Genomic DNA, 25,448 nt, shown 5'->3' on the forward strand with positions numbered 1-25,448 from the left:
GCTGCGAAGCGCCGCGCGGGCGGCGCTCGATTTCGAAAACATCCAATACCGCCAGTCTTGCACCTGGCAGGCACAGCGCAATATCTTGTAAACCACCAGGAGCCCCTCGACTTGAAGGCGAGTGAGATCCTCAATGTTATTGAGATACACAATGAACAAAGCCCCACCCACCCTCATCCGCGAAACCTTCCCCGTAGGTCCCCTACAGTGCAACTGCACCTTGATCGGCGACCCATTGACCAAAAAGGCCATCGTCGTCGACCCAGGCGGTGACCCGGACAAGATCCTCGCGCGCCTGCAGGCCCATGGCTTGACCCTGGTGAGCATCATCCACACCCACGCGCACTTCGATCACTTCCTCGCCTCGGGCAAGCTCAAGGAGCTGACCGGCGCGACGCTGCACCTGCACAAGGACGACCAGTCGCTGTGGGACAACCTGGAGATGCAATGCCAGATGTTCGGCGTGCCCTACACCCCGGTGCCGCCGCCAGACCGCTGGTTGAGTGATGACGAGGCGCTGGCCTGTGGTTGTGGCGTGGCCTTGCACACCCCAGGGCACACGCCGGGTTCGATGAGTTTCTGGTTTGCCGATGCCAAGCTGCTGATTGCCGGCGACACCCTGTTCCGTCGCGGTATTGGCCGCACCGATTTGTGGGGTGGCGATCAGCGGGCTATCGTTCGTTCGATCAAGGAGCGGCTGTACCGGCTGGATGAAGAGGCCATCGTGGTCACCGGCCACGGGCCAGACACCCGCCTGGGTGACGAGATGCGCGAGAACCCGTTCGTGCGGGCATGAACCTGCATGAAAAGGTGTTCATGGAATTTTTTGCCGTCTGGGCAATCCAAGGCTGGCATAGATCCATTCGCGGTCTGCCGCATTTATGAATTTCAGTAGGAGCTTGTCCATGTTCACCATGCGTCGTCTGATTATCGTCGCAACCGCCGCTGCCCTGATGACGGGCTGCGCCAGCCAGAACCCGTACGACAACCAGGGTCAGGCGCAGGGCTCCACGGGGATGAGCAAGACCGCCAAGTACGGCGGCCTGGGCGCGCTGGCCGGTGCCATCGCCGGCGCCGCCATCGACCATAACAACCGCGGTAAAGGCGCACTGATCGGCGCTGCCGCAGTGGGTGCCGCCGCCGCAGGTTACGGCTACTACGCCGACAAGCAGGAAGCCGAACTGCGCGCGCAAATGGCCAATACCGGCGTCGAAGTGCAGCGCCAGGGTGACCAGATCAAGCTGATCATGCCCGGCAACATCACCTTCGCCACCGACTCGGCCAACATCGCGCCTAGCTTCTACTCGCCGCTGAACAACCTGGCCGGCTCGTTCAAGCAGTTCAACCAGAACACCATCGAAGTGGTTGGCTTCACCGACAGCACCGGCAGCCGCCAGCACAACATGGACCTGTCCCAGCGCCGTGCGCAAGCGGTCAGCACCTACCTGACTTCGCAGGGTGTCGATGCTTCGCGTATTTCGGCACGTGGCATGGGCCCGGACCAGCCGATCGCCAGCAATGCCGATGCTAACGGCCGTGCGCAAAACCGTCGTGTCGAGGTCAACCTGAAGCCGATTCCTGGCCAGCAGTATGACCAGGGCCAAGTTCAGCAGTAAGGCCACACCACAGGGGCCGCTGTGCGGCCCAATCGCCGGCAAGCCGACTCCCACATGACCGTGTGGGTCTTAAGTCCTGTGGGAGCCGGCTTGCCGGCGATTGGGCTGCACAGCAGCCCCTGGATTCAGCGTACGACGCTGGCCTGGATTGCCGTCAGGGCGATGGTATGCACGATGTCATCCACCTGAGCCCCCCGCGGCAAATCGTTCACCGGCTTACGCAAACCCTGCAGCATCGGCCCCAGGCTGACCCCATCGGCGCTGCGCTGCACCGCTTTGTGCGTGGTGTTGCCGGTATTCAGATCAGGGAACACGAACACCGTGGCACGCCCGGCAACCGGGCTGTTTGGTGCCAGCTCGCGGGCAATGGCCGGGTTGGCCGCCGCGTCATACTGCAAGGGCCCATCGATCAGCAGATCGTGCGCGGCGCCCTGCGCCAAGCGTGTCGCTTCACGCACCTTGTCGACTTCTTCATCGCTCGCCGAATCGCTTGAGTAACTGATCATCGCCACCCGCGGCGCGATGCCGAAGGTGTGTGCCGATTCGGCGCTCTGCTGGGCAATTTCTGCCAGTTCTGCGGCACTTGGGTGCGGGTTCATCACGCAGTCGCCGTACACCAGCACCTGCTCGGGGAACAGCATGAAGAATACCGAGGACACCAGGCTGGCACCTGGCGCGGTCTTGATCAGTTGCAGGGCAGGGCGGATGGTGTTGGCGGTAGAGTGCACCAGGCCCGACACCAGGCCGTCGACCTCATCCAGGGCCAACATCATGGTGCCGATCACCACCGGGTCTTCCAGCTGCTGCTCGGCCATGGGGGCGTTGAGGTTCTTGCTCTTGCGCAGGTTGACCATCGGTTCGACATAGCGCCCGCGAATCAACTCAGGGTCGAGTATCTCCAGGTCCGCAGGCAAGGTAATGCCCTGTGCGCGGGCGACCGCTTCGACTTCTTCCGGCTTGGCCAGCAGCACGCAACGCGCAATGCCACGGGCCTGGCAGATCGCCGCCGCCTGTACCAGCAGCGGTTCGGCGCCTTCTGGCAGGACGATGCGTTTGTTGGCCTGTTGCGCGCGCTGGATCAGTTGGTAGCGGAATACCGCAGGCGACAGGCGCAACTCGCGTGGTGTGCCGCAGCGCTGGTGCAACCAGGCAGCGTCGAGGTGGCTGGCGACAAAGTCGGTGATGAATTCCGCACGCTCGCGGTCATCCACCGGGATCTCGCGGTTCAGCGAATTGAGCTGGTTGGCCGTGTCGTACGAACCCGTACTCACCGACAGAATCGGCAGGCCGGCCTGCAAGGCGCCGCGGCACAAGCCGAGGATGCGTGCGTCGGGCTTGCTGTCGCTGGTCAGCAGCAGGCCGGCCAGGGGCACGCCATTGATCGCCGCCAGGCTTACGGCAAGGATGATGTCGTCGCGGTCACCCGGGGTCACCACCAAGGTGCCAGGGGTGAGCAGCGGCACGGTGTTGGCCACCGTGCGCGCACAAATGATGATCTTGCTCATGCGCCGCTGCTCGTAATCGCCCGCGTTGAGCACTTGGGCCCCCAGCAGGTCGGCCACGTCGCGGGTGCGTGGGGCATTCAGCTCGGGCTGATAAGGGATGCAGCCGAGCAGGCGGAAGTCGTTGCCGCGCAGAAGTGGCGAGTGTTCGCGCAGGCGGGTGGCGAAGTCCGCCATGCTTTCGTCGGTGCGCACCTTGTTGAGAATCACCCCGAGCACTTTCGGGTCGCGGGGGCCGCCGAACAGCTGGGCCTGCAGTTCGACGCGGCCGGACAGCTCGCTGAGTACCTCGTTTTCGGGCGCCGAAACCAGTATCACCTCGGCATCCAGGCTCTTGGCCAGGTGCAGGTTGACCCGCGCCGCGTAACTGGCGTGGCGGGTAGGCACCATGCCTTCGACCACGACCACGTCATTGCCGATGCAGGCTTGCTGGTAGAGGCGGATGATTTCCTCCAGCAACTCGTCCAGCTGGCCATCGCCGAGCATGCGCTCGACGTGGGCCAGGCTCAGCGGCATGGGCGGTTTGATGCCGTGGGTGCGTGCGACCAGTTCGGTGGAGCGTTCCGGGCCGGTGTCACCTGGGTGGGGCTGGGCGATCGGCTTGAAAAAGCCGACCTTCAGGCCTGCGCGCTCAAGGGTGCGCACCAGGCCGAGGCTGATCGACGTCAGGCCGACACCAAAGTCGGTCGGCGCTATGAAAAAAGTTTGCATGCGTGCTTCTCGAATTAAAGCGGTGCAAGGAATCAACGGCCAAGGGTAGCGCTATCGGCTGCCTGTGCACACCAGCCACACGCGAAAGCCTCGCCGATGCGTTGTTGGCGCTGCTCGGCATCGAGCACCCAAGGGCGCGCTTGCCAGGGCGGTTGGTGACGAAGGTGCTGGGTGTGGCCGCACGACAACTCGACCACCCAGTGGCCTTCTTCGTCCTGATGGAAGCCGGTGATCCGACTGATGGGCTGTTCCTCGGCCGAGGCGCGTTCGCAATCGGGCGATGGCTTGGTTACACTTGTCCGCTCTACATACTTTTGCAAAAGGTCTTGCCCCATGCTGATCGCCGCCAACAAGGCTGTCTCCATCGACTATACCCTGACCAACGACGCCGGGGAGACCATCGACAGCTCCGCCGGTGGCGCGCCGCTGGTTTACCTGCACGGTGCCGGCAACATCATCCCGGGCCTGGAAAAGGCCCTGGAAGGCAAGCAGGCCGGTGACGAGTTGAACGTTTCCATCGAGCCAGAAGAGGCCTACGGTGAATACCTGGCCGAGCTGGTCAGCACCCTGAACCGCAGCCTGTTCGAAGGCGTCGACGAGCTGGAAGTCGGCATGCAGTTCCACGCGTCGGCGCCGGATGGCCAGATGCAGATCGTCACCATTCGCGACATCGACGGCGACGACGTCACCGTTGACGGCAACCACCCGCTGGCCGGCCAGCGCCTGACCTTCCAGGTCAAGGTTGTCGACGTACGTGACGCCAGCGAAGAAGAAATCGCGCACCGTCACATCCACGGTGAAGGTGGCCATCACCACTGATTTTCTGCGCTAAGCTCAGAGAGTCGCCAGGCGCTCGGGCAAGCCGATTTGCCTTCCCAACGGGAGGCGGACGGCTTGGACGAGCGCTTTTTTATTGGGCGGATTTCGCCCTGCGGCCATCGGGAACCTGAGAGGGGATTACATCATGAGTGCTTTTCACGACCTGAAATTGGAGGCGCTGAACGGCGGGGAACTGCCCCTCGCACCGTTCAAGGGCCAAGTGGTGCTGGTGGTCAATGTTGCCTCCAAGTGTGGCCTGACGCCGCAATACGCTTCGCTGGAGACGCTGCATCAGCAATTCAAGGGCAAAGGCTTCAGCGTTTTGGGGCTGCCGTGCAACCAGTTTGCCGGCCAGGAGCCCGGCAGCGAGAAAGAGATCCAGGAGTTCTGCAGCCTCAACTATGGTGTCAGCTTCCCGCTGGGCGCCAAGCTTGAGGTCAACGGGGCGCACCGCCATTCGCTGTATCGCCTGCTGGCGGGGGAAGGTGCTGAGTTCCCAGGCGACATCACCTGGAACTTCGAAAAGTTTCTGGTGGGCAAGGATGGGCGCGTGCTGGCGCGTTTCTCGCCGCGCACTGCGCCGGATGATCCAGCCGTGGTTCAGGCCATCGAGAAGGCGCTGGGCTGAAACATGGGCGCGCGCGGCGGCTGAAGGTCAGCCGCGATGCGCTGTCGAACCTGGCTTGATCGCCAGTGCAGCACCTGAAGCTTTTTGCGTGTCGCCTGTGCGTTGTTTGCAGGCACTGTACAGGTAGGTTTCGAACTGCTCGACAATCGCCGGCCAGCCCTGACGGCTGGCGTGCTGCCGTGCGTTCAGGCGCACCCGGCGCAGGGTTTCTTCCTCTTCCAGTAGCCAGCAAGCGGCATCGATGAAGGCCGCCTGGTCGCCGGGCATCGCCAACGCACCGCTATGGCCATGCCGAATGTGCTGGGCAGCCGCTGCCTCATCATAGGCGACCACCGCCAAGCCTGAGGCCATGCCTTCGAGCACCACGTTGCCAAAGGTTTCGGTCAGGCTCGGGAACAGGAACAGGTCACCGCTGGCATAGTGCTCGGCCAGCAACTCGCCCCGCTGGGCACCACAGAACACGGCATCAGGCACTTGCTGCTGCAAGGTGGCGCGCTGTGGGCCGTCACCGACCACGATCAGGCGCAAGCGCTTGTGTGGATAAGTCTTCTGCAGGGCATCCAGGCACGGTCGCAGTACCCCTAGGTTTTTTTCCGCTGCCAGCCGGCCGACATGCAGCACGGCGATATCGTCCGGCCCGATCCCCCAGCTTTCGCGCAACGCCTGGCTGCGCCGGGCCGGGTTGAACAGGCAGGCGTCGACGCCACGGGCCAACAGGTCCAGGCGCTCGAAACCACGACGCTCCAGCTCCAGGCGCTGGCTGACGCTGGGCACCAGGGTGACTGCCGTGCGGCGATGGAACCAGCGCAGGTAATGGGTGAGCAGGCGTGCCAGCAAGCCCAAGCCATACTGGCCGGAATACTGCGGGAAGTTGGTATGGAACCCGCTGACCACCGGCACCCCCAGGCGCCGTGCCGCACGCAATGCGCTCAACCCCAAAGGCCCCTCGGTGGCGATGTACAGCACGTCCGGTCGCTGCCTGCGCCAACGGCGCAACAGCCGGTGCATCGACACTTCGCCCCATTGCAGGCCGGGGTAGCCGGGCAAGGCCCAACCGCGGCACAGCATCAGCTGCTGATCGTTGTGCACAGGCTCCTCGCCGGCTTGGCGGGGGCGGACGATCTCGATGTCATGCCCGCGTTGGCGCAACCCTTCGCTGAGGCGGCCAAGGGTGTTGGCGACACCATTGATCTCGGGGGGGAAGGTTTCGCTGACGAGGGTGATACGTAGGGCGGGTGTATTCATGACAAAAAGTTTCCGCTCGCATCATTGCGCCGATGTGACGGCCTTGTGACGTACAAATGACGCCTGATTGCCGGCTGTTTCAATTGTGTGAATATTTGCGTGGGCGGCGCTCAAGAACCTAGCAGTGGCAGCCGATGAAGATGCATTCGATTACGTGCTGCGCTCCAGGAGAGCGGTAATGTTCAACAACAAGCTCAAGCAAGAAATCCAGCAATTGCGCGAAGACCTGCTGTCGGTCGAACAGGTCAAGTGCAGCCTCGACAGCGAGATGCTGGTGCTCCAACTCGACCCCCAGGGACGGATCGAGATGGTCAACGGCAACTTCGAGAGCGAGATGCTCTACCGTGCCGACCAATTGCTTGGACGCAAACTCGAGGACATTGTCCCGGCCCACGTGAAGTCGCTCGACTTCTACCAACGCATGAAAAGCGCGATCAGCCGGGGCGAGCACCTCAACGGGGCGTTCCGCCTGCTGCGCGGCAATGGCCAGGAAGCCTGGTTGCGCTCGATTCTGCAGCCGGTCAAGAACAGCGAAGGGCGCATCAAGTATTTCACCCTGCACTCGAGCGACCTCACCCGCACCATCGAGACCTCCCGTGAGCACGAAAGCCTGATCAAGGCCCTGATGCGCTCTACCGCAGTCATCGAATTTGGCCTTGATGGCACCATCCTTACCGCCAACGAACGGTTTCTGACGTCGGTCGGTTATCGCCTAGAACAGATCCGCGGCAAGCATCACCGTATTTTCTGCGAACCCGAAGAGGCCAATTCGTCGGGTTATCAGGCGTTCTGGGACAAGCTGCGCCGTGGCGAATACGTGGCTGAGCGCTTCAAGCGTATCGATGCCCATGGTCGGGTAATCTGGCTGGAAGCGTCCTACAACCCGATCTTCGACGCCCATGATGTGCTGTACAAAGTGGTCAAGTTCGCCACCGTGATAACCGACCAGGTCAACCAGGAGCAGGCGGTTGCCGAGGCGGCGGACATCGCCTTCAACACCTCGCTGAGCACTGACGCCAGTGCGCGCAAGGCCACCGACGTAGTCACGCAGACGGTAAACGTCATGCGTGGCCTGGAGTCGTCGATGCAAGAGGCCGCCGAGGGCATTCAGGCGTTGGACACCCAGTCGCGGGTGATCGGCTCGATCATCAAGACCATCAGTGACATTGCCGGGCAGACCAACTTGCTGGCGCTCAACGCTGCCATCGAGGCGGCCCGGGCGGGCGAGCAGGGGCGTGGTTTTGCCGTGGTCGCCGACGAAGTGCGCCAGCTGGCCTCGCGTACCAGCACGGCCACCGAGGAGATTGCTCGGGTGGTGCAGCAGAACGAGCAATTGGCCCAGGCTGCGGTGGCGATCATCGACACCAGCAAGCGTCAGGCTGAGCAGGGGCTGTCGTTGGCCGATGAAACCGGCAACGTGATCGTCGAAATCCAGGAGGGGGCGAAGCGAGTGGTGGATGTAGTGGGGCAGTTTTCCAGCCGGCTCGGTCAATGACGGTGGGAGCAGCCTTGTGCTGCGAAGCGGCCAGTACTAGCCACAGATAGGTATTGTTCAGTACTGGCCTCTTCGCAGCGCAAGGCTGCTCCTACACAGGGCTGCGCTTGGATTTAGTCGCGTTCACGCACCCAGAACAACGTAGCCCCCGCCACCGCGGCCGGCATCATCAGTACGTTCACCACCGGCACCATCAGCGCCAGGTAGGTGATGCCGCCAAAGCCCAGCGATTGCCAGCGCTTCTGGCGCAACCAGGCCAGCATGTCCTGCCAGCTCATCTTGTTGTTGTCCGCCGGGTAGTCGATGTACTGGATAGCCATCATCCACACACCAAAGATCAGCCATAGCGGCGCGGCGACCACGTTGACCACCGGGATCAGCGACAGGATGAACAGGCCGATGGCCCGTGGCAGGAAGTAGCCCAGCTTGCGCATCTCGCGGCCAAAGGTACGCGGCACCATGGCCACCAGCTCGGCCCAGCTGAAGGCAGGGAAGTTGTCTTGGCCGCGCACCACCACTTCGACCTTCTCGGCCAGAAAACCGTTGAACGGCGCCGCAATGACGTTGGCCACCAGGGTGAAGGTGAAGAACACCATCAGCACCACCAAGGCGACGAACAGTGGCCACAGAATGTAGGTGAGGAAGCTCAACCAGCTGGGCAGGGTTGGCATCAGGGCGTCGACCCAGACACTGAACTGATGGCCGGCAAAGTAGATCAGGCCACCAAACAGCAGCAGGTTGACCGCCAGGGGCAACAGCACGAACAACCGCAGGTTCGGGCTCAGCACCAGTTTCAGGCCTTCGCGCAGGTACTGGGGGCCAGAGAGGACAGGGGCTTGCATCGAGACACTCCGAACAGAAGGAAAACGCGCTGACCTTACCGAGTTTGTCGCGCCGACGAAAGGCGGGCGATGTTGGCGAAACCGGCTGTAACAAAAGCGTCAGGGCGATTTTCGTGAATGAAATTGCTGGATAGACGATGCCTATGAGGTGGATTGTCGAAGGATATTTCCTTAATCTTTGCGACCTCGCTACAGTGCGCTCAACTTTTAGGTTTTGGATCGACGCGTTGTAGCCTTCCCCAAGGTTGCGTGGGTCCTTTTTAAATTCCAGCTGGCACCGCCGGCACACCGATGCTGGCCCCGTGCGGCCGGCTCGACAGGAGTTCGACATGTCTGAAGTACGTCATTCGCGCGTCATCATCCTCGGTTCCGGCCCTGCCGGTTACAGCGCCGCAGTCTATGCCGCCCGTGCCAACCTCAAGCCGCTGCTGATCACTGGCATGCAGGCCGGTGGCCAGCTGACCACCACCACCGAAGTCGACAACTGGCCGGGCGACCCCCATGGCCTGACCGGCCCAGCCCTGATGCAGCGCATGCAAGAGCACGCCGAGCGCTTCGAGACCGAGATCGTCTTCGACCACATCAACGCTGTCGACCTGGCCAACAAGCCGTTCACCCTCCAGGGTGACAGTGGCACCTACACCTGCGACGCACTGATCGTTGCCACCGGCGCCAGCGCTCGTTACCTGGGCCTGCCGTCGGAAGAAACCTTCATGGGCAAGGGCGTTTCGGCCTGCGCTACCTGTGACGGCTTCTTCTACCGCAACAAGCCGGTAGCAGTCGTCGGCGGCGGCAACACTGCCGTTGAAGAGGCCCTGTACCTGGCCAACATCGCCAGCAAAGTGACCCTGGTTCACCGCCGCGAGACCTTCCGCGCCGAGAAGATCCTGGTCGACAAGCTGAACGCCCGTGTGGCCGAAGGCAAGATCGAGCTCAAGCTCAATGCCACCCTGGACGAAGTGCTGGGTGACAACATGGGCGTGACCGGTGCGCGCCTGAAGAATAACGATGGCAGCAGCGAAGAAATCAAGGTCGACGGCGTGTTCATCGCCATTGGCCACACCCCGAACACCTCGCTGTTCGAAGGCCAGTTGACCCTCAAGGACGGCTACCTGGTGGTCAACGGCGGCCGCGAAGGCAACGCCACTGCCACCAACGTCGAAGGTGTGTTCGCTGCGGGCGACGTGGCCGACCACGTTTACCGTCAGGCCATTACCTCGGCCGGTGCAGGCTGCATGGCCGCATTGGACGTCGAGCGCTACCTGGACGGCCTGGCCAACGCCGCGTTCTGATCCACGCCCGAAAAAAAACCGGCCATCTGGCCGGTTTTTTTATGCCTGAGATCTGCTGCGCCTGTGCGGGCCTCTTCGCGGGTAAACCCGCTCCCACAGGGGGCGCACATCACTCAAGCCTGCGGTGATCCTGTGGGAGCGGGTTTACCCGCGAAGAGGGCGGTACAGGCACCGCGTCCTCTCAGAGGCTCAAACGCATCGAAAGGTCTACGGCCTTCACATCCTTGGTCATGGCACCAATGGAGATGTAGTCGACGCCGGTCTCGGCAATCACCCGCAAGGTGCTCTCGTTAACGCCGCCGCTGGCCTCGAGTTTGGCCTTGCCCGCAGTGATGTGCACCGCTTCGCGCATTTCGTCCAGGGTCAGCTCGTCGAGCATGACGATATCCGCACCCGCATTCAGGGCTTGGCGCAGTTCATCCAGGCTCTCCACCTCGATTTCCACCGGCTTGCCAGGGGCGATGCGGTGCGCTGCCGCCACTGCCTCGGCCACGCCACCGCTGGCGGCGATGTGGTTTTCCTTGATCAGGAAGGCATCGTAAAGGCCGATGCGGTGGTTGTCGCAACCGCCACAGGTGACCGCGTATTTCTGTGCCAGGCGCAGGCCGGGAAGGGTCTTGCGGGTGTCTAGCAGGCGTACGTGGGTACCTGCGACCAAGTCGGCCAGAAAGCGTGCGCGCGTGGCGACGCCCGACAGCATCTGCAGGAAGTTGAGCGCGCTGCGCTCACCGCTGAGCAGCGAGCGTGCCGGGCCTTCCAGGTGGAACAGCGGCTGGTTGGCCAGCGCGCGGTCGCCATCGGCCACTTGCCAGTGCACCGCCACCCGCGGGTCGAGCTGGCGGAACACGGCGTCGACCCAGGCGGTGCCAGCGATCACGCAGTCCTCGCGGGTAATGATGGTCGCCTTGGCCAGGCGTTCGGCCGGGATCAACTGCGCGGTGATATCGCCACTGCCGATGTCCTCCAACAGTGCACGGCGCACGTTGGCTTCGATTTCAGCGGTCAGGTCGGCGAGGCGTAGGTTCGGCATGGTCGGCTCCACAAGCTAGATGCCCGCGATTATAGGGCAGGGGAGCGGTGTGTACAGGGCCATGGCCGGTGACCTTTGGTCGGCCCGTCTGAGCATCTGGCCGAATACAGGGTCATTTCCCAGCAAGCGAAACGGCGCTGGCAGCTGTTCGTTTTTTTGCCGATAATAGTGACCAGTATTTGGCGTCATAGCTTTGACGATTCGTTGCCCGTGGGGCAAGCAAGCCTGCAAGGAGTTAGGGATGCATAAAGAAGGCAAGGTGGTGCCCCTGGCGGCAGCCATCGACCGAGGGGCGCGCACGCCTCTGCCTTGCCTTCCGGTATTGCTCCTGCAAGTGCGCGACAAGGCCGCGCTGCAATTGCGCCAAGGCCTGCAGGCCTTGTTCGACAACACCGACGTCACCCTCTTCGAGATGGCCGACAAGGCCGCTGAGCGCTGCGACCAGAGCCTGTATTTCGAAGCGATGCGCGACGTGCGCCTGAAGCGCAAGAGCATCGAGCGCGGTTTTCTCGACACCTTCCATCACACCTTCGCCAGCCTCGGCCGGGCAGACCCTCTGGGCGGCCTGGGTGAAGCGCAGGGTTCAGGCAACAAGGCGCAGCGCGAGCGTGCATCCGCCATCGACGGCATGGTCGCGCGGGTGCTCTCGCGAGACGGCCTTGCCCTGCAGCAACTGGGTTTGCGCTTGCAGGCATTGCTCGATCGCCCGGTGGGCGAGCAGCAAAACCCCGTGGGCCCCGCTGCGCTGTGCGGCTATTTCCTCGAAGCGGGCCGCAACCTAGGGGTCGGGCTGCGGGTCAAGCTGATCCTCTTGAAGCTGTTTGAACGCTACGTGTTGCGTGATGTGGAGGTGCTCTACGCAGAGGCTAACCAGTTGCTGGCCGCGGCCGGTGTGCTGCCCGAGCTGCAGCCTGCGCCACGTCGGCGCGCCGAGGATCGGTGCCTGAGCGCCGGGCGCCTGCCGTCCAGCCTGGAGGCGCAAGGGGCGCTGGGTGCGGACAGTGCCGGGCAAGCGTATTTTGCTTCACTGCAAACGCTTCTGGCCCCCGCGCGTGGGCAAATCGCGCCGCGTTTGCAGCGGGTGGCTGCTGCCCAGCCGATCAGCACCGCCGACCTGCTGCGCCTGCTTTCGCACCTGCAGCACTATGTGCCCGCCACGCAGGCGGCGGATGACTTCGCGCTAGGCCAGCAGCTGGAACAACTGTTGTTGCGCGTCAGTGTGCGCAGTGGCACGCGTCGGCGCATCGCCACGGCCGATGAAGACATGATCAACCTGATCGGCCTGCTGTTCGATTTCATCCACAACGACGACAACTTACCCGCCAGCCTACGGGCATTGATCGCGCGTTTGCACATCCCGCTGCTCAAGGTCGCGCTGCTCGACAAGGGGCTGTTCAGCCGCGCCAGCCACCCGGCTCGGCGCTTGCTCAACGAGATCGCGGGTGCCGCGATCGGTTGGCAGAGCAGCGCCGAAGGCCTGCGCGACAGTTTGCATGTACGGGTGGAACGTATCGTTCAGCGTCTGCTCAACGACTTCACCGATGACGCCTGCCTGTTCGCTGAACTGCTCGACGAGTTTCTCGCCTTCAGCCAGGACGAGCGGCGCCGCAACGAGTTACTCGAACAGCGTACCCGCGACGCCGAAGAGGGCCGGGCGCGTACCCTGCAGGCCCGCCAGCAGGTGCAGCAGGTGCTCAACCAGCGTCTGCGCGGGCGGGTGCTGCCGCACGTGGTGGTGCAGATGCTGGTGCAGGGCTGGAGCCAGGTGCTGCTGCTGGCGTGGCTCAAGCAGGGCGAAGGGTCCGAGGCATGGCGCAACGGCCTGGCCACCCTGGACACGCTGCTCGCCAGTATCGCCCCGCACCACGACCCGCAGGCCTGTCAGCAACTGCTGCAACAGGTGCCTGGCCTGCTCAAGGCCTTGCGCGAAGGCCTGGCAGGCGTGGCGCTGGACTCCACCGCCACCCGTGACTTCTTCCAGCAGCTTGAGCAATTGCACCTGCGCGCCTGCTCGGCGTCCGAAGGGCACAGGGCCGATGGCCCGCCCGTGCTGGACGAGGTGCTGGTGGACGAGGACATTGTGCTGGCCCTTGCCGAAGAGCCCGCCTGCGCCCCCCTGCACCTTGTCGACGGCAATGCCTCGGCATTGCGCCAGGTGCAGCGCCTGCGTATCGGCAGCTGGGTCGAGGTGTTCGATGAAGAGGACCCATTGCGCTGCAAGCTGGTGGCACGCATCGACAGCAACGATCGGCTGGTATTCGCCAATCGCACGGGCATGAAAGTGCGTGAGTGGAACAGCGGCAGCCTCGCCCAGGCGCTGCACCGGGGAGAGGTGCGGGTGCTCGATGACGGCGCGCTGTTCGAGCGGGCGCTGGAGTCGGTGCTCGAAGGGCTGCGGCAACAGCAGGTCCATTGAGTCATCATTACAATGATTCACATGCAAACGGCCGCGGACGCAGGGCATACTGCTGCCCTGTACCCGGCGTTTTTTCAGGATCTGCCCCATGCAATTGGACCGTGCCACCGGCTGGTTCCACGGAATCACCCACTGCCCGTCGCCCAACTTCAACGCGCGCCCCGAGGGCGAGTCGATCTCCCTGCTGGTGATTCACAACATCAGCTTGCCGCCGGCGTGTTTCGGCACCGGCAAGGTTCAGGCATTCTTCCAGAACCGCCTGGACGCCCATGAACATCCCTATTTCCAGAGCATCTGCCACCTGACGGTTTCGGCGCACCTGTTCGTCGAGCGCGATGGCGCCGTCACCCAGTTCGTGTCGTTGCTCGACCGCGCCTGGCATGCCGGTGTCTCGTGCTTCGACGGGCGCGAGGGCTGCAACGACTTCTCCATCGGCATCGAACTCGAAGGCACTGACGACCTGCCATACACCGATGCCCAGTACGCCACGCTGGCGCAGCTGACTCGGCAGATCCGCGACGCCTGGCCGGTCATCAGCCTTGAGCGCATTCAGGGCCACAGCGACATAGCACCGGTACGCAAGACCGACCCAGGCCCGGCTTTCGACTGGGGCCGTTATCGCCAAACCGTGAAGGATAACGAGGACAACTCATGAGTTTTCTGGTTTTGCTGCTGGCGCTGTGGGTCGAGAAATTCTCGGCACTGCGCCATCGAATACAGCGCGATGGTTTTTTCGTCGGTGAACTGGTGCGCCTGGAGCGCAGCGGCAAGGTGCAGCCGTGGTGGACGTTGGCCATTCTGGTGCTGGCGCCGGTAGCGGTGCTGGCCCTGCTGCTGCATGTGCTGGAGCCCGTCGCCTATGGCCTGCTGGCATTGCCGGTGCACCTGCTGGTGTTGATCTACAGCCTGGGCCGCGGCGATGCGAAAGCGGCGCTGGGGCCGTTTCGCGATGCCTGGCGGCGGGGTGACGATCAGGCCGCCCTGCACGTGGCCGAGCGTGACCTGGGCCTGGTGGCCGACGAGCCTCACAGCCTGCTGGTGCGCGTGCAGGGTTACCTGCTGTGGCAGGCCTACCAGAGCTTCTTCGCCGTGATCTTCTGGTATTTCGTGCTCGGCCCAGGCGCTGCCTTGGCCTATCGCCTGCTGGCGCTGTGCGGCGAGCACAGCAAGCAGCCCGCGCTCAAGGCGCGTGCCGAGCAACTGCGGCACATCATGGACTGGCTGCCGGTGCGGGTGATGGCCTTGAGCTTCGCGCTGGTCGGCAACTTCGTCGCGGTGACCCGCGTGATGCTCCACGAGCTCCTTAACTGGCACATCAGCGCCGGCCACCTGGTGGCCAGGGTTGGGCGCATTGCCGACGATATCCCCGAGGAAGAAGACAGCCAGCGTGGCCTAAGCCGGCTGGACAGCCTTTGGGAATTGCTGCTGCGCTGCGCGGTGCTGTGGTACGCCGCGTTTGCGTTGTGGACGGTGCTGGTCTGACCTCACCGCCGTAACACGCGCCCTGTAGGAGCAGCCTTGTGCTGCGAAGAGGCCAGTAGCACCACCCCTGAATCTTCGGGATGCTACTGGCCTCTTCGCAGCACAAGGCTGCTCCTACCGGGGCTTAACCATAAGTTACAAACCTCCGATTCGATCTGCGGTATACACGTGGCACTGTGCTACCCCGTAGAACAATAAGAATCCAAGGAGGTGCCCCGTGAAGCGTCTGCTTTATCCGGCCATCGCACTGATGAACCGGCTGAGCTTCGGTCAGAAGTTCAGCCTTGTCAGCGTCCTGTTTTTCCTGCCCATGCTGGTCATCAGCGGCTACCTGGTACGCGATGCGTACCAGCAGTTTCAGGCCACCCGCGCCGAGCTGCAGGGCATCGCCCCCCTGCGCGAAAGCCTGGCCCTGCGCGCAGGCTTCGAAAGCTTGGGCAGCCTCCTGCAGATCAATGCCGTGATCGGCCAGTCGGGCCAGGCCGGTGATGTCGAATCGCGTATCGCTGCGTTGCAGGGCAACGTGCAGGAGCATCTCCAGGCACTGCATAGCGACGACCCGCAGCTGGAAGCCAAACGCGAGGACTTGGCCGATGCCTTTGCCCGCGCCCGCGAAGAGTCCTCGCTGCAGAACAAAACGGCGTTGTTCGACGCCTTGCTCGCCCAGGCCCAGGTGCTGACCCGCCTGGTGGCCAGCCAATCTGGCCTGAGCCAGGACAGCCAAACCTCCGTGCGGCAACTGAACGACCTGCTTGGTGTGGCGACGGCGCAGGTGACCCAGGCCCTGGCGGACGGGCAGGCGATGGGGGCCATTGCCCTGGGGCGTGGCTTCATGGATTCGTCCGGCAGCGCGCGCTTCGAAGATTTGCTGCAGCGCCTCGAGCGCCTGGCCACCGACTACGCACTGCGTTTGGAGGACGCCCTGGGCAGTGACCCCGCGGCCAACGCGGCCCTGGCCAGCAGCGCCCAGGCCAGCCAGGCGACGGTCAGGCAGGCCGCTGCGTTATTCGAAGCGCAGGTGGTGGTGGCCGAGACCTTGGATGCGCCCTGGCCTGCGTTCTATCAGCAAACCCATGAGCTGATGGAGCACACCTACCGCCTCAACGAGGCCATTCTCATGCACCTGCAGGGGCAACTACAAAACCGGCTGGGCGAGCAACAGTGGCGCATGATTGGCCTGGTGGCGGTGCTGGCTGGTGTGTTCGCGCTAATTGTGTACCTGTACAGCGGGTTCTACGTCTCGACCCGGGCGACCCTGCGCCAGCTCGGCAGGGCGATGGGCAAGGTCGCCAACGGCGACATGACGGTCAGCTTCCAGGCCCGCAGCCGCGACGAGTTGGGCGAGCTGGGGCAAGGTTTCAGCGACACCGTGCAGCGTATCCGTGGCCTGATCGACCAGGTTGGCCGCACCGTGGTGGCCGTCGAAGAACAGGCCAGCCAAGTGTTGGCGGTGTCAGTGCGGAGCAACCAGGCGGTCAGCGGCCAGCGTGAGCAAATCGAGCAAGTGGCCACGGCCATGAACCAGATGAGCGCCACTGCCCAAGAGGTCGCACGCAGTGCGGCTCTGGCTGCCGATGGCGCGCAACAGGTCAACCAGGAAAGCGCCAGTGGCCGTGACCTGGTGCAACGCCAGCAAGGCAGCATCGACCGGCTGGCTGCCGAGATCGACCAGAGCGTGGGGGCCATCAATCAGCTAGCCAGTGACAGCCAGGCCATCGGGCGGGTGCTTGAAGTGATCCGCAGCATTGCCGAGCAGACCAACCTGCTGGCACTCAACGCCGCGATCGAGGCAGCGCGCGCCGGGGAGCAAGGCCGAGGCTTCGCGGTGGTTGCCGATGAGGTGCGCACCTTGGCCAGGCGCACCCAGGACTCGACTGCAGAGATCGCACAGATGATCCAGCGTTTGCAGGAGGGGGTCGCAGCGGCGGTTAATGCCATGGGCAGCAGCCACCAGATGGCCGCTGGCACCGTCGATGAAACGCGCCGGGTGCAGCAGGCGTTGGGCAATATTTTGGGTGCGGTGGGCAGTATCGTCGAGCAGAACCAGCAGATTGCCGCTGCCGTGGAGCAGCAGACCGCCGTGGCGCATGACATCGACCAGAACATCGTGGCGATCAACAGTGCCGCGCAGGACACCACCCAAGGAGCCTGCCTGACCGAGGAGGCTAGCCGGGCATTGTCAGCTCAGGTGGTGGAGTTGAAACGGTTGATTGGGGCGTTCAGGGTTTAATGAGGCTATCTCTGTAGGAGCAGCCTTGTGCTGCGAAGAGGCCGGTTTGGCTGTAGAGAGGCTGTGGCGGTAATGGCCTCTTCGCAGCGCAAGGCTGCTCCTACAGCTGAATAGCGCCGGTGCAGGCCACCGCAGTCAGCTACCAGCCAAATAACTCACAGGCATTCTTGCTGCTGGCGTCAGCCAACACGTCCACCTCTATGCCGATCACCTCAGCCAGCGCTGCGGCAATCTCCGGCAGGTGCTCCGGGCTATTACGCTGCCCGGGGTACATCACCGGGGCCATGTCTGGCGCGTCGGTCTCCAGCACTACGCTTTCCAGCGGCAGCCGGGCAAGGGTCTTGCGCAAGCGCACTGCCTGCGGCCAGGTAGCCGCCCCGCCAAGCCCCAGGCGGAAACCAAGCTTGATGTACTCGCGCGCCTCTTCATAGCTGCCTGCAAAGGCATGGATGACCCCAGCCCGGGCCGGCTTGTAGCGCTTGAGCGTGGCGATGACCTGGGCATGGCTACGGCGCACATGCAGCAAGGCCGGCAGCTCGAGATCGCAAGCCATCTGCAGTTGTGCTTCAAACAGCGCCTGCTGGCGATCCTTGTCCAATGCTTCCAGGTAGTAATCCAACCCGAACTCACCCACGGCGCACAGGCGCGGGTCGCCGCGCAGGCGCTCCAGCCAGTCGCGCAGCTGGGCAAGGTGCTCTGGGCGATGCTGGCCCAGGTAAACCGGATGCAAGCCCAAGGCAGCAGCCACACGTGTGTCGGCGCAGGCCAGGTCCCACACCCGCTGGAAATTCGCCTGATACACCCCCAGCACCACCATGCGTTCCACCCCGCGCGCCGCCGCATTGGCCAGCAGGCGCGAGCGGTCGGCGTCGAAGTCGGGGAAGTCCAGGTGGGTGTGGGTGTCGATCAGGCGCATGTTCAGGCCGCTGGGATGCGTTGCTTGAAGGTTCGACCGATGGCGTGCACGCCGGGCTCGTAACGCTCTTCCTCGATGGCTGCCAGGGCCAGCTCCAGCGCAGTGGCGGCGATCAGACCGTGCTGTTGGGCCATGGCGTTGACCGGAAGCGGCAAGAAGTCGAGCAACTGGTTGTCACCGAAGGTGCCCAACTGCAGCTGGCGCGAGTCGGCGGGGCGCGCCTGCAAGGTGTCGAACACGCCCTGCAGCAGCACGTAGGAGGTGGTTACCAGGGCATCCGGCAGGCCACCCTGTTCGTCGATCAGTTGCTGCATCAGGCGCTGACCGCATTCACGGCTGAACGCCTCACCCTGATATCGGCGCACTTCACCCGCATAGCCTTGCAGGGCTTCGTCGAAGCCGCCGGCACGGGCCTGGCTGACCGAAAGCTCCGGGCGGGCGCCAATCAGGGCGATGCTGCGCGGGGCTGCGCTGAGCAGGCTGGCGGCCAGCTGACGGCTGGCGTCGCGATCATCGCTGATCACCGAGCAGAAGTGTGCGGGGTCCAGGCGACGGTCGATGGCGATCACCGGCAGGCCTTTGTCTTGCAGCTCACGGTAACTGTCGTCTTCCACAGGCAAGCAGCTGGCGACGAACAGGGCATCGCAACGACGGGCGCGGAACAGTTGCTGCAGCTGGCGCTCGCTGTCCGGCTGGTCATCGCTGCTGGCAATCAGCAACTGATAGCCACGGGCGCGGGCGCCTTGCTCGAGCTGCTTGGCGATGCGGGCGTAGCTGGGGTTCTCCAGATCCGGGAGAATGAAGCCCAATGTGCGGGTATGCCGGCTGCGCAGGCCGGCGGCTTGCGGGTTGGGCGTGAAGCCATGGGCCTCGACCACTGCGCGCACGCGCTCGACAGTGCTGCTGCTGATGCGCTGCTGTTCGGCCTTGCCATTGATGACGTAGCTGGCAGTGGTCACGGACACACCGGCCAGACGGGCGATATCGCTGAGTTTCACCGAATTTTCCTTGTTATTACCGGGGCTGGCTGCAAGGCCAGACCGGATAGTTTGACCCGGAGCTGCGCTCGTGCGCAGACGACCATTGTCGCAATTGTCCGACAGGATGGGGCTTTTTCCTCGGGAGATTATCGAGTAACGTGGCCGCCTGGTCAGATTAATCGTTTCAGCTGCCAAATTTTCTGCCTCGGCTGCCATCTGCGCAAGGCTGTTCAACTGGCCATTTTCGACAACAATACCTCAGTACCCCACCTGGGCACTGCAAAAGGAGAAGGGCATGCTCGAGCTCGCCACAGGGCAAATAGCCATGGGCCAGAAGGCCGCGGACAAGGCCGAGGCCTTGCGCCTGCTGGCAGATCAGCTGGTGGCCGACGGCCTGGTCGCCGAGGGCTACCTTGCGGGCCTGCAGGCCCGCGAGGCGCAAGGCTCGACCTTCCTCGGGCAGGGCATTGCCATCCCGCATGGCACGCCGCAGACCCGCGACCTGGTTCACACCACCGGTGTGCGCTTGCTGCAGTTCCCCGAAGGCGTGGACTGGGGCGATGGCCAAAGGGTCTACCTGGCCATCGGCATCGCCGCCCGTTCCGATGAACACCTGCGCCTGCTGCAATTGCTGACCCGTGCCCTGGGCGAGACCGACCTGGCCGAGGCGCTGCGCCGGGCCAGCTCTGCCGAGGCCTTGCTCAAACTGTTGCAAGGCGCGCCACAGGCGTTGGCGTTAGATGCGCAACTGGTTAGCTTGAACCTGCCGGCCGAAGATTTCGACGAGCTGGCCTGGCGCGGTGCGCGCCTGCTGCAGCGCGCCGGTTGCGTCGACAGTGGCTTTGCCGCCGTGCTGCAGCAGGCCGAGCCTTTGCCACTGGGCGAGGGCCTGTGGTGGCTGCACAGCGAGCGCCAGGTGCGCCAGCCGGGCCTGGCATTCATCACCCCGCAGCAACCGCTGCGCTATCGCGATCAGCCGCTCAACGGCCTGTTCTGCCTGGCCAGCCTCGGCGCCGCTCATCAGGCTTTGCTCGAGCGCTTGTGCGAAGTGCTGATCGAAGGGCGCGGGCAGATGCTCTACCAGGCCACCAGCAGCCGTGCGGTGCTGCAGGTGCTGGGCGGTGAGGCGCCGGCGGATTGGCCCAGCGCGCGCATCCTGTTGGCCAACCCCCATGGTTTGCATGCCCGCCCGGCCAAGGTGCTGGCGCAACTGGCCAAAGGCTTCGAGGGCGAAATCCGTGTGCGGCTGACCGACAGCGCGCAGCCAGCGGTGTCGGTCAAGAGCCTTAGCAAGCTGCTGAGCCTCGGCGCCCGCCGTGGCCAGGAGCTGGAACTGATTGCCGAACCGGCCATCGCCGCCGATGCCTTGCCAGCGCTGCTGGCGGCCATCGAAGCGGGCTTGGGCGAGGACGTCGAGCCGCTGCCACAAAGCTCCGCACCGCTAGCCAGCCTGCCGCTCGAAGTGCTTCAGGCACCCGCCGCAGGCAGCCGGATCCAGGGTGTAGGCGCGGCGCCTGGGATTGCCAGTGGCCCGGCGCACGTCTGCGTCGAGCGCGACATCGATTACCCCCTGCGCGGCGAATCCCTCGCCCAGGAACGGGCCAAGCTGCGCGAGGCCTTGGCAACGGTGAACAGCGAGCTGCACAACTTGGTGCAGCGCAGCGACAAGGCCATCGGTGAGATCTTCGTCACCCACCAAGAGATGCTCGCAGATCCGGCGCTGGCCGATGATGTCGAGCAGCGCCTGGCCCAAGGCGAAAGCGCCCCGGCGGCGTGGATGGCCGTGATCGAGGCGGCTGCCCGGCAGCAAGAGTCGCTGCACGATGCTTTGCTCGCCGAACGGGCCGCTGACCTGCGCGACATCGGCCGGCGCGTGCTGGCCCAGTTGTGCGGGGTGCAGGCGCAGGTCGAGCCGGAACAGCCCTATGTGCTGGTGATGACCGAGGTCGGCCCTTCCGATGTGGCCAGGCTGGACCCGAGCCGGGTCGCCGGTATCGTCACCGCCCAAGGCGGCGCGACGGCCCACAGCGCCATTGTCGCCCGCGCCCTGGGCATTCCGGCAGTGGTCGGCGCCGGTGCGGCGATTCTGCTGCTCGAGGCCGGCACGCCATTGCTGCTCGATGGGCAACGCGGTGTGGTCAGTGTTGCGCCAGCGGCCGCCGAGCTGCAGCGTGCCCTGGCCGAGCGCGACCAGCGCGAACAGCGCTTGCAGGCAGCCTGGGCCCATCGCCATGAACCGGCAGTCACCCGCGATGGCCATGCGGTCGAGGTTTTCGCCAACATCGGTGAGAGCAGCGGTATCGACAAGGTGGTGGAGCAGGGCGCGGAAGGTGTCGGGCTGCTGCGCACCGAACTGATCTTCATGGCCCACCCCCAGGCACCCGACGTCGCCACCCAAGAGGCCGAGTACCGCCGCGTGCTCGATGGCCTGGGTGGGCGGCCCCTGGTGGTGCGCACCCTGGATGTCGGCGGCGACAAGCCGCTGCCGTACTGGCCGATCGCTGCCGAAGACAACCCCTTCCTCGGTGTGCGCGGCGTGCGTTTGACGTTGCAGCGCCCGCAGGTCATGGAAGACCAGTTGCGCGCCTTGCTGCGCGCCGCTGACCAGCGCCCGCTGCGGATCATGTTCCCGATGGTCGGCCAGGTGCACGAATGGCGTGAAGCGCGGGCCATGGTCGAGCGCCTGCGTTTGGAAATCCCCGTGGCCGACCTGCAACTGGGGATCATGGTCGAGGTGCCCTCGGCAGCCCTGCTGGCGCCGCAGTTGGCCCGCGAAGTGGACTTCTTCAGCATCGGCACCAACGACCTGACCCAATACACCCTGGCCATCGACCGTGGCCACCCGAGCCTGTCGGCCCAGGCCGACGGCCTGCACCCGGCCGTATTGAGCCTGATCGACATGACCGTGCGCGCTGCCCATGCCGAAGGCAAGTGGGTGGGCGTGTGCGGTGAGCTGGCCGCCGACCCCCAGGCGGTGGCCGTGCTGCTTGGCCTGGATGTTGACGAGTTGAGCGTCGCCGCCCGCAGCATTGCCGAAGTCAAAGCCCTGGTGCGCCAGGCCGATCACCAAACGGCCCGCGCCCTGGCGCGCGAAGCCTTGCAACAAGACAGCGCCGCGGCGGTTCGCGCGCTGGTGGAGCGTTACTGATGGCCAAGATCCTCACCCTTACCCTGAACCCGGCGCTGGATATCACCATCAGCCTCGATACTTTGTGCCCGGGGCACGTCAACCGTAGCCAGGCCCAGCACAGCGATGCGGCGGGCAAAGGGCTGAACGTTGCCCAGGTCTTGGCCGACCTTGGCCACAGCGTCACCGTGGGCGGCTTTCTTGGGCAGGACAACCTGCAGCCGTTCGAGGCCTTGATCGCCTGGCGTGGTTTTGCCGACTGTTTTGTCCGCGTGCCAGGCGAAACGCGCAGCAACATCAAGCTGGTCGAAGCTGACGGCCGCGTGACCGATATCAACGGCCAGGGGCCAGAAGTCGATGAAGCCGCCCGTACCGCGTTGCTGCGGCAGCTGGAACAGATCGCCCCAGGGCATGACGCGGTAGTGGTGGCCGGCAGCCTGCCACGGGGTATCAGCCCCGAATGGTTCCGCCAGTTGCTCGAGCAACTCAAAGCTCAGGGCCTCAAGGTCGCCCTCGACAGCAGCGGCGAAGCCTTGCGCGTCGGCCTGCAAAGCGCGCCTTGGCTGGTCAAGCCCAACACCGAGGAATTGGGCGAGGTGCTGGGCCTGGCCGTACAAACCCCAGCACAGCAACGCGCGGCTGCCGAGCGGCTGCTGGCCAGCGGCATCGAGCATGTGGTGGTGTCGGCCGGCGAGCACGGCGTCAGCTGGTTCGCCTGCGACCTCGCCCTGCATGCCCAGCCGCCCACGGTGCGGGTGGCCAGCACCGTGGGCGCGGGGGATTCGCTGGTGGCTGGCATGGTCGATGGCCTGTTGCGTGGCGAGGCGCCCGCGCAGACCTTGAGCCGTGCTACCGCCATTGCCGCCCAGGCCGTGACCCAGGTCGGCTTTGGCATACGTGACCGCGAGCAACTGGCACGCCTTGAAGCCGGCGTGCAACTGACAGAACAACAAGAGGGTTGCCGATGAACATTGCCATTGTCACCGCCTGCCCCAACGGCCAGGTGTCCAGTGTGCTGAGCGCGCGCTTGCTGGCGGCAGCCGCGCAGCGCCGTGGCTGGAGCACCCGTGTCGAGGTGCAGGACGCCGAGCACCCCGAGCGGCAACTGACGGCGGCCCAGCTTGCCGAGGCCGATTGGGTACTGGTAGTAAGCACCGGGCCAATCGACCTGGCCCGCTTCGTCGGCAAGCGCGTGTACCAGAGCACGCCGTCCCAGGCCCTGGCCGACCGTGAGGGGTTCCTCGACGAGGCGGCGGCCAACGCCCAGCTGTTGGCGGATACGCCCGACAGCCCGGCAGCGTTGAGTGGCGCTGGCGTGCGGATTGTCGCGGTCACGGCGTGCCCGACCGGCGTCGCGCACACGTTCATGGCTGCCGAAGCCTTGCAGCAGGCCGCGCAGCAGCAGGGCTATCAACTCACCGTGGAGACCCAGGGCTCGGTGGGGGCACGCAACCCGCTGTCCGCCCAAGCCATCGCCGAAGCCGACGTGGTGCTGCTGGCCGCCGACATCGAAGTGCCCACCGCACGGTTTGCCGGCAAGCGCATTTACCGCTGCGGCACCGGCATCGCCCTCAAGCAGGCACGCGCCACCCTGGACAAGGCCCTGGCTGAAGGCAAGGTCGAGAACGCTGCAGATGCCGCGGCGGCCTCCGCTTCCGGTAAGGGTGAAAAGACCGGCGTGTACAAGCACCTGCTCACCGGGGTGTCGTTCATGCTGCCGATGGTCGTGGCGGGTGGCCTGCTGATCGCCTTGTCGTTCGTGTTCGGCATCGAGGCCTACAAGGAGCCGGGCACCTTGCCGGCAGCGTTGATGCAGATTGGCGGCGAGGCGGCGTTCAAACTGATGGTGCCGCTGTTGGCCGGCTACATCGCCTGGTCGATCGCCGACCGCCCGGGCCTGGCGCCCGGTATGATTGGTGGGTTGCTGGCCAGCACCCTGGGCGCGGGCTTCATCGGCGGCATCATCGCCGGTTTTCTCGCCGGCTACAGCGCCAAGGCCATTGCCCGCTGGGCACGCTTGCCGAGCAGCCTGGAGGCGCTCAAGCCGATCTTGATCATTCCGCTGTTGGCCAGCTTGTTCACGGGCCTGGTGATGATCTACGTGGTTGGCCAGCCGGTGGCGGCCATGCTCGAAGGGCTGACACAGTTCCTCGACAGTATGGGCACCACCAATGCCATCCTGCTGGGGTTGGTACTCGGCGGCATGATGTGTGTCGACCTGGGCGGCCCGATCAACAAGGCCGCCTACGCCTTCTCGGTGGGCCTGCTGGCCTCTTCGAGCTATGCCCCCATGGCGGCGACCATGGCCGCTGGCATGGTGCCGCCCATCGGCCTGGGCATTGCCAGCTTCCTCGCCCGGCGCAAGTTCGCCCAGAGTGAACGCGAGGCGGGCAAGGCCGCGTTGGCACTGGGGCTGTGCTTCATCTCTGAAGGTGCCATCCCGTTTGCCGCCAAGGACCCGCTACGGGTGATCCCGGCGAGTGTCGCCGGTGGTGCCTTGACCGGTGCACTGTCGATGTACTTCGGCTGCAAGCTGATGGCGCCGCACGGTGGCCTGTTCGTGCTGCTGATCCCCAATGCCATCAACCATGCGTTGCTGTACCTGCTGGCGATCGTCGCCGGCAGCTTGCTGACGGCCGTGGTGTATGCGGTGATCAAGAAGAGCGAGCAAGTGGAACTGGCTGTCGCGCCGGTGAAAGGCTAGCCCCACCCCGTCACGAACTGTGTAGGAGCAGCCTTGTGCTGCGAAGAGGCCAGTTTGGCTGTAGAGAGGCTGGAGCGGTAATGGCCTCTTCGCAGCACGAGGCTGCTCCTACAGCACCCAATGAGGCGCTGTTAGCGCCGATGCTTTTGCCGCAACGGCTCTAGCAAGTCCATCAGCCCGTTGTGATCGACTTCATGCATCAACGCCAATAACCCGCCCAGTTCTCCGGCAGGGAAGCCTTTGCGCGCGAACCAGGCCAGGTAGTCGCCCGGCAGGTCGGCGATGATCCGGCCTTGGTATTTGCCAAAGGGCATGGTCCGGGTGACCAGCAGTTCGAGGGTTTCCGGTTTCATCGACGCACCTGGCAGTCCAAAAGCGCCGACCATACTGCAATCTGCACGAAGGCCCAAGCG

Annotated in this window: 20 protein-coding genes and 3 pseudogenes; 15 read left to right on the forward strand and 8 right to left on the reverse strand. The window is 64.4% G+C overall.

Annotation, left to right across the window (positions count from 1 at the left end):
• Positions 1-151: 151 nt before the first annotated feature.
• Together HU764_RS02090 and HU764_RS02095 are read left to right on the forward strand one after the other, a co-directional pair.
• Positions 152-796 (forward strand): MBL fold metallo-hydrolase, encoded by a 645-nt coding sequence (locus HU764_RS02090; protein WP_099428329.1) that lies wholly within the window; start codon positions 152-154, stop codon positions 794-796.
• Positions 797-905: 109 nt separating this feature from the next.
• The gene (locus tag HU764_RS02095) at positions 906-1,616 is read left to right on the forward strand and encodes a YiaD family glycine zipper/OmpA-like lipoprotein (RefSeq protein ID WP_027594438.1); all 711 of its coding nucleotides are present in this window, start codon (positions 906-908) and stop codon (positions 1,614-1,616) included.
• Between the two features lie 125 nt (positions 1,617-1,741).
• On the opposite strand, the gene pta is transcribed toward HU764_RS02095, so the two are convergent.
• Positions 1,742-3,829 carry a phosphate acetyltransferase gene (pta, locus tag HU764_RS02100; protein ID WP_027594437.1) on the reverse strand — a complete coding sequence of 696 codons (2,088 nt, stop codon included), beginning with the start codon at positions 3,827-3,829 and terminating at the stop codon, positions 1,742-1,744.
• A gap of 32 nt (positions 3,830-3,861) precedes the next feature.
• Positions 3,862-4,164 (reverse strand): DUF3565 domain-containing protein, encoded by a 303-nt coding sequence (locus HU764_RS02105; RefSeq protein ID WP_027594436.1) that lies wholly within the window; start codon positions 4,162-4,164, stop codon positions 3,862-3,864.
• On the opposite strand from HU764_RS02105, the gene HU764_RS02110 reads away from it, so the two are divergent.
• Positions 4,163-4,648 carry an FKBP-type peptidyl-prolyl cis-trans isomerase gene (locus HU764_RS02110; RefSeq protein WP_027594435.1) on the forward strand — a complete coding sequence of 162 codons (486 nt, stop codon included), beginning with the start codon at positions 4,163-4,165 and terminating at the stop codon, positions 4,646-4,648. The genes HU764_RS02105 and HU764_RS02110 overlap by 2 nt on opposite strands.
• 145 nt (positions 4,649-4,793) lie before the next feature.
• Entirely contained in the window at positions 4,794-5,276 is a 483-nt protein-coding gene (locus HU764_RS02115) for a glutathione peroxidase (RefSeq protein ID WP_027594434.1), read from the forward strand.
• A 27-nt stretch (positions 5,277-5,303) separates the two neighbouring features.
• Here HU764_RS02115 and HU764_RS02120 read toward each other — a convergent pair whose 3' ends face one another.
• Positions 5,304-6,521, reverse strand: a complete 1,218-nt coding sequence (locus HU764_RS02120; RefSeq protein WP_186703620.1) for a glycosyltransferase family 4 protein — start codon at positions 6,519-6,521, stop codon at positions 5,304-5,306.
• A gap of 268 nt (positions 6,522-6,789) precedes the next feature.
• Between HU764_RS02120 and HU764_RS28015 the strand changes: the two are divergent.
• Both HU764_RS28015 and HU764_RS28020 read left to right on the forward strand, forming a co-directional pair.
• Positions 6,790-7,476, forward strand: a pseudogene (locus HU764_RS28015) (PAS domain-containing protein); the annotation flags it as partial.
• Positions 7,477-7,590: 114 nt separating this feature from the next.
• Positions 7,591-8,016, forward strand: a pseudogene (locus HU764_RS28020) (methyl-accepting chemotaxis protein); the annotation flags it as partial.
• Positions 8,017-8,129: 113 nt separating this feature from the next.
• Here the strand turns inward: HU764_RS28020 and cysZ are convergent.
• Entirely contained in the window at positions 8,130-8,858 is a 729-nt protein-coding gene (gene cysZ, locus HU764_RS02130; protein WP_027594431.1) for a sulfate transporter CysZ, read from the reverse strand.
• Between the two features lie 329 nt (positions 8,859-9,187).
• Between cysZ and trxB the strand changes: the two genes are divergently transcribed.
• On the forward strand, positions 9,188-10,150 hold the full coding sequence (gene trxB, locus HU764_RS02135) for a thioredoxin-disulfide reductase (RefSeq protein ID WP_027594430.1): 963 nt from the start codon (positions 9,188-9,190) through the stop codon (positions 10,148-10,150).
• Positions 10,151-10,331: 181 nt separating this feature from the next.
• On the opposite strand, the gene nadC is transcribed toward trxB, so the two are convergent.
• Positions 10,332-11,180 carry a carboxylating nicotinate-nucleotide diphosphorylase gene (gene nadC, locus HU764_RS02140; protein ID WP_186703621.1) on the reverse strand — a complete coding sequence of 283 codons (849 nt, stop codon included), beginning with the start codon at positions 11,178-11,180 and terminating at the stop codon, positions 10,332-10,334.
• Positions 11,181-11,421: 241 nt separating this feature from the next.
• Between nadC and HU764_RS02145 the strand changes: the two genes are divergently transcribed.
• The 5 genes and pseudogenes from HU764_RS02145 (at position 11,422) to HU764_RS28030 (ending at position 17,308) form a co-directional block, all read left to right on the forward strand.
• Positions 11,422-13,596, forward strand: a complete 2,175-nt coding sequence (locus HU764_RS02145; RefSeq protein WP_186703622.1) for a DUF1631 domain-containing protein — start codon at positions 11,422-11,424, stop codon at positions 13,594-13,596.
• 88 nt (positions 13,597-13,684) lie between these two features.
• On the forward strand, positions 13,685-14,251 hold the full coding sequence (ampD, locus tag HU764_RS02150; protein WP_186681763.1) for a 1,6-anhydro-N-acetylmuramyl-L-alanine amidase AmpD: 567 nt from the start codon (positions 13,685-13,687) through the stop codon (positions 14,249-14,251).
• Positions 14,248-15,078, forward strand: a complete 831-nt coding sequence (gene ampE, locus HU764_RS02155) for a regulatory signaling modulator protein AmpE (protein ID WP_186703623.1) — start codon at positions 14,248-14,250, stop codon at positions 15,076-15,078. The genes ampD and ampE overlap by 4 nt, the downstream gene beginning before the upstream one ends.
• 1,168 nt (positions 15,079-16,246) lie before the next feature.
• A pseudogene (locus HU764_RS28025) lies at positions 16,247-16,450 on the forward strand (HAMP domain-containing protein); the annotation flags it as partial.
• A 153-nt stretch (positions 16,451-16,603) separates the two neighbouring features.
• The gene (locus tag HU764_RS28030) at positions 16,604-17,308 is read left to right on the forward strand and encodes a methyl-accepting chemotaxis protein (protein WP_420876198.1); all 705 of its coding nucleotides are present in this window, start codon (positions 16,604-16,606) and stop codon (positions 17,306-17,308) included.
• A 139-nt stretch (positions 17,309-17,447) separates the two neighbouring features.
• Here the strand turns inward: HU764_RS28030 and HU764_RS02165 are convergent, their stop codons facing one another.
• On the reverse strand, positions 17,448-18,224 hold the full coding sequence (locus HU764_RS02165) for a TatD family hydrolase (RefSeq protein WP_186703625.1): 777 nt from the start codon (positions 18,222-18,224) through the stop codon (positions 17,448-17,450).
• A gap of 2 nt (positions 18,225-18,226) precedes the next feature.
• A complete protein-coding gene (cra, locus tag HU764_RS02170) occupies positions 18,227-19,222 on the reverse strand; it encodes a catabolite repressor/activator (protein WP_027594423.1) in 996 nt (331 codons plus the stop codon).
• Between the two features lie 277 nt (positions 19,223-19,499).
• Here cra and ptsP point away from each other — a divergent pair, with 277 nt between their 5' ends.
• Genes ptsP through HU764_RS02185 form a run of 3 tightly spaced genes read left to right on the forward strand, consistent with a single transcriptional unit; the run spans position 19,500 to position 25,035 of the window.
• A complete protein-coding gene (ptsP, locus tag HU764_RS02175) occupies positions 19,500-22,352 on the forward strand; it encodes a phosphoenolpyruvate--protein phosphotransferase (protein ID WP_186703626.1) in 2,853 nt (950 codons plus the stop codon).
• Positions 22,352-23,299: a 1-phosphofructokinase gene (gene pfkB, locus HU764_RS02180; RefSeq protein WP_186681771.1), complete on the forward strand. Its 948-nt coding sequence runs from the start codon at positions 22,352-22,354 to the stop codon at positions 23,297-23,299. Before ptsP ends, pfkB begins: the two co-directional genes overlap by 1 nt.
• Positions 23,296-25,035 carry a PTS fructose-like transporter subunit IIB gene (locus HU764_RS02185; RefSeq protein WP_027594420.1) on the forward strand — a complete coding sequence of 580 codons (1,740 nt, stop codon included), beginning with the start codon at positions 23,296-23,298 and terminating at the stop codon, positions 25,033-25,035. The genes pfkB and HU764_RS02185 overlap by 4 nt, the downstream gene beginning before the upstream one ends.
• A 131-nt stretch (positions 25,036-25,166) precedes the next feature.
• Here the strand turns inward: HU764_RS02185 and HU764_RS02190 are convergent, their stop codons facing one another.
• Complete coding sequence (locus HU764_RS02190; protein WP_027595485.1) at positions 25,167-25,388, reverse strand: DUF3820 family protein; 222 nt, start codon at positions 25,386-25,388, stop codon at positions 25,167-25,169.
• Positions 25,389-25,448: the final 60 nt, after the last annotated feature.

Source organism: Pseudomonas kermanshahensis, assembly GCF_014269205.2.
GTDB lineage: Bacteria > Pseudomonadota > Gammaproteobacteria > Pseudomonadales > Pseudomonadaceae > Aquipseudomonas > Aquipseudomonas kermanshahensis.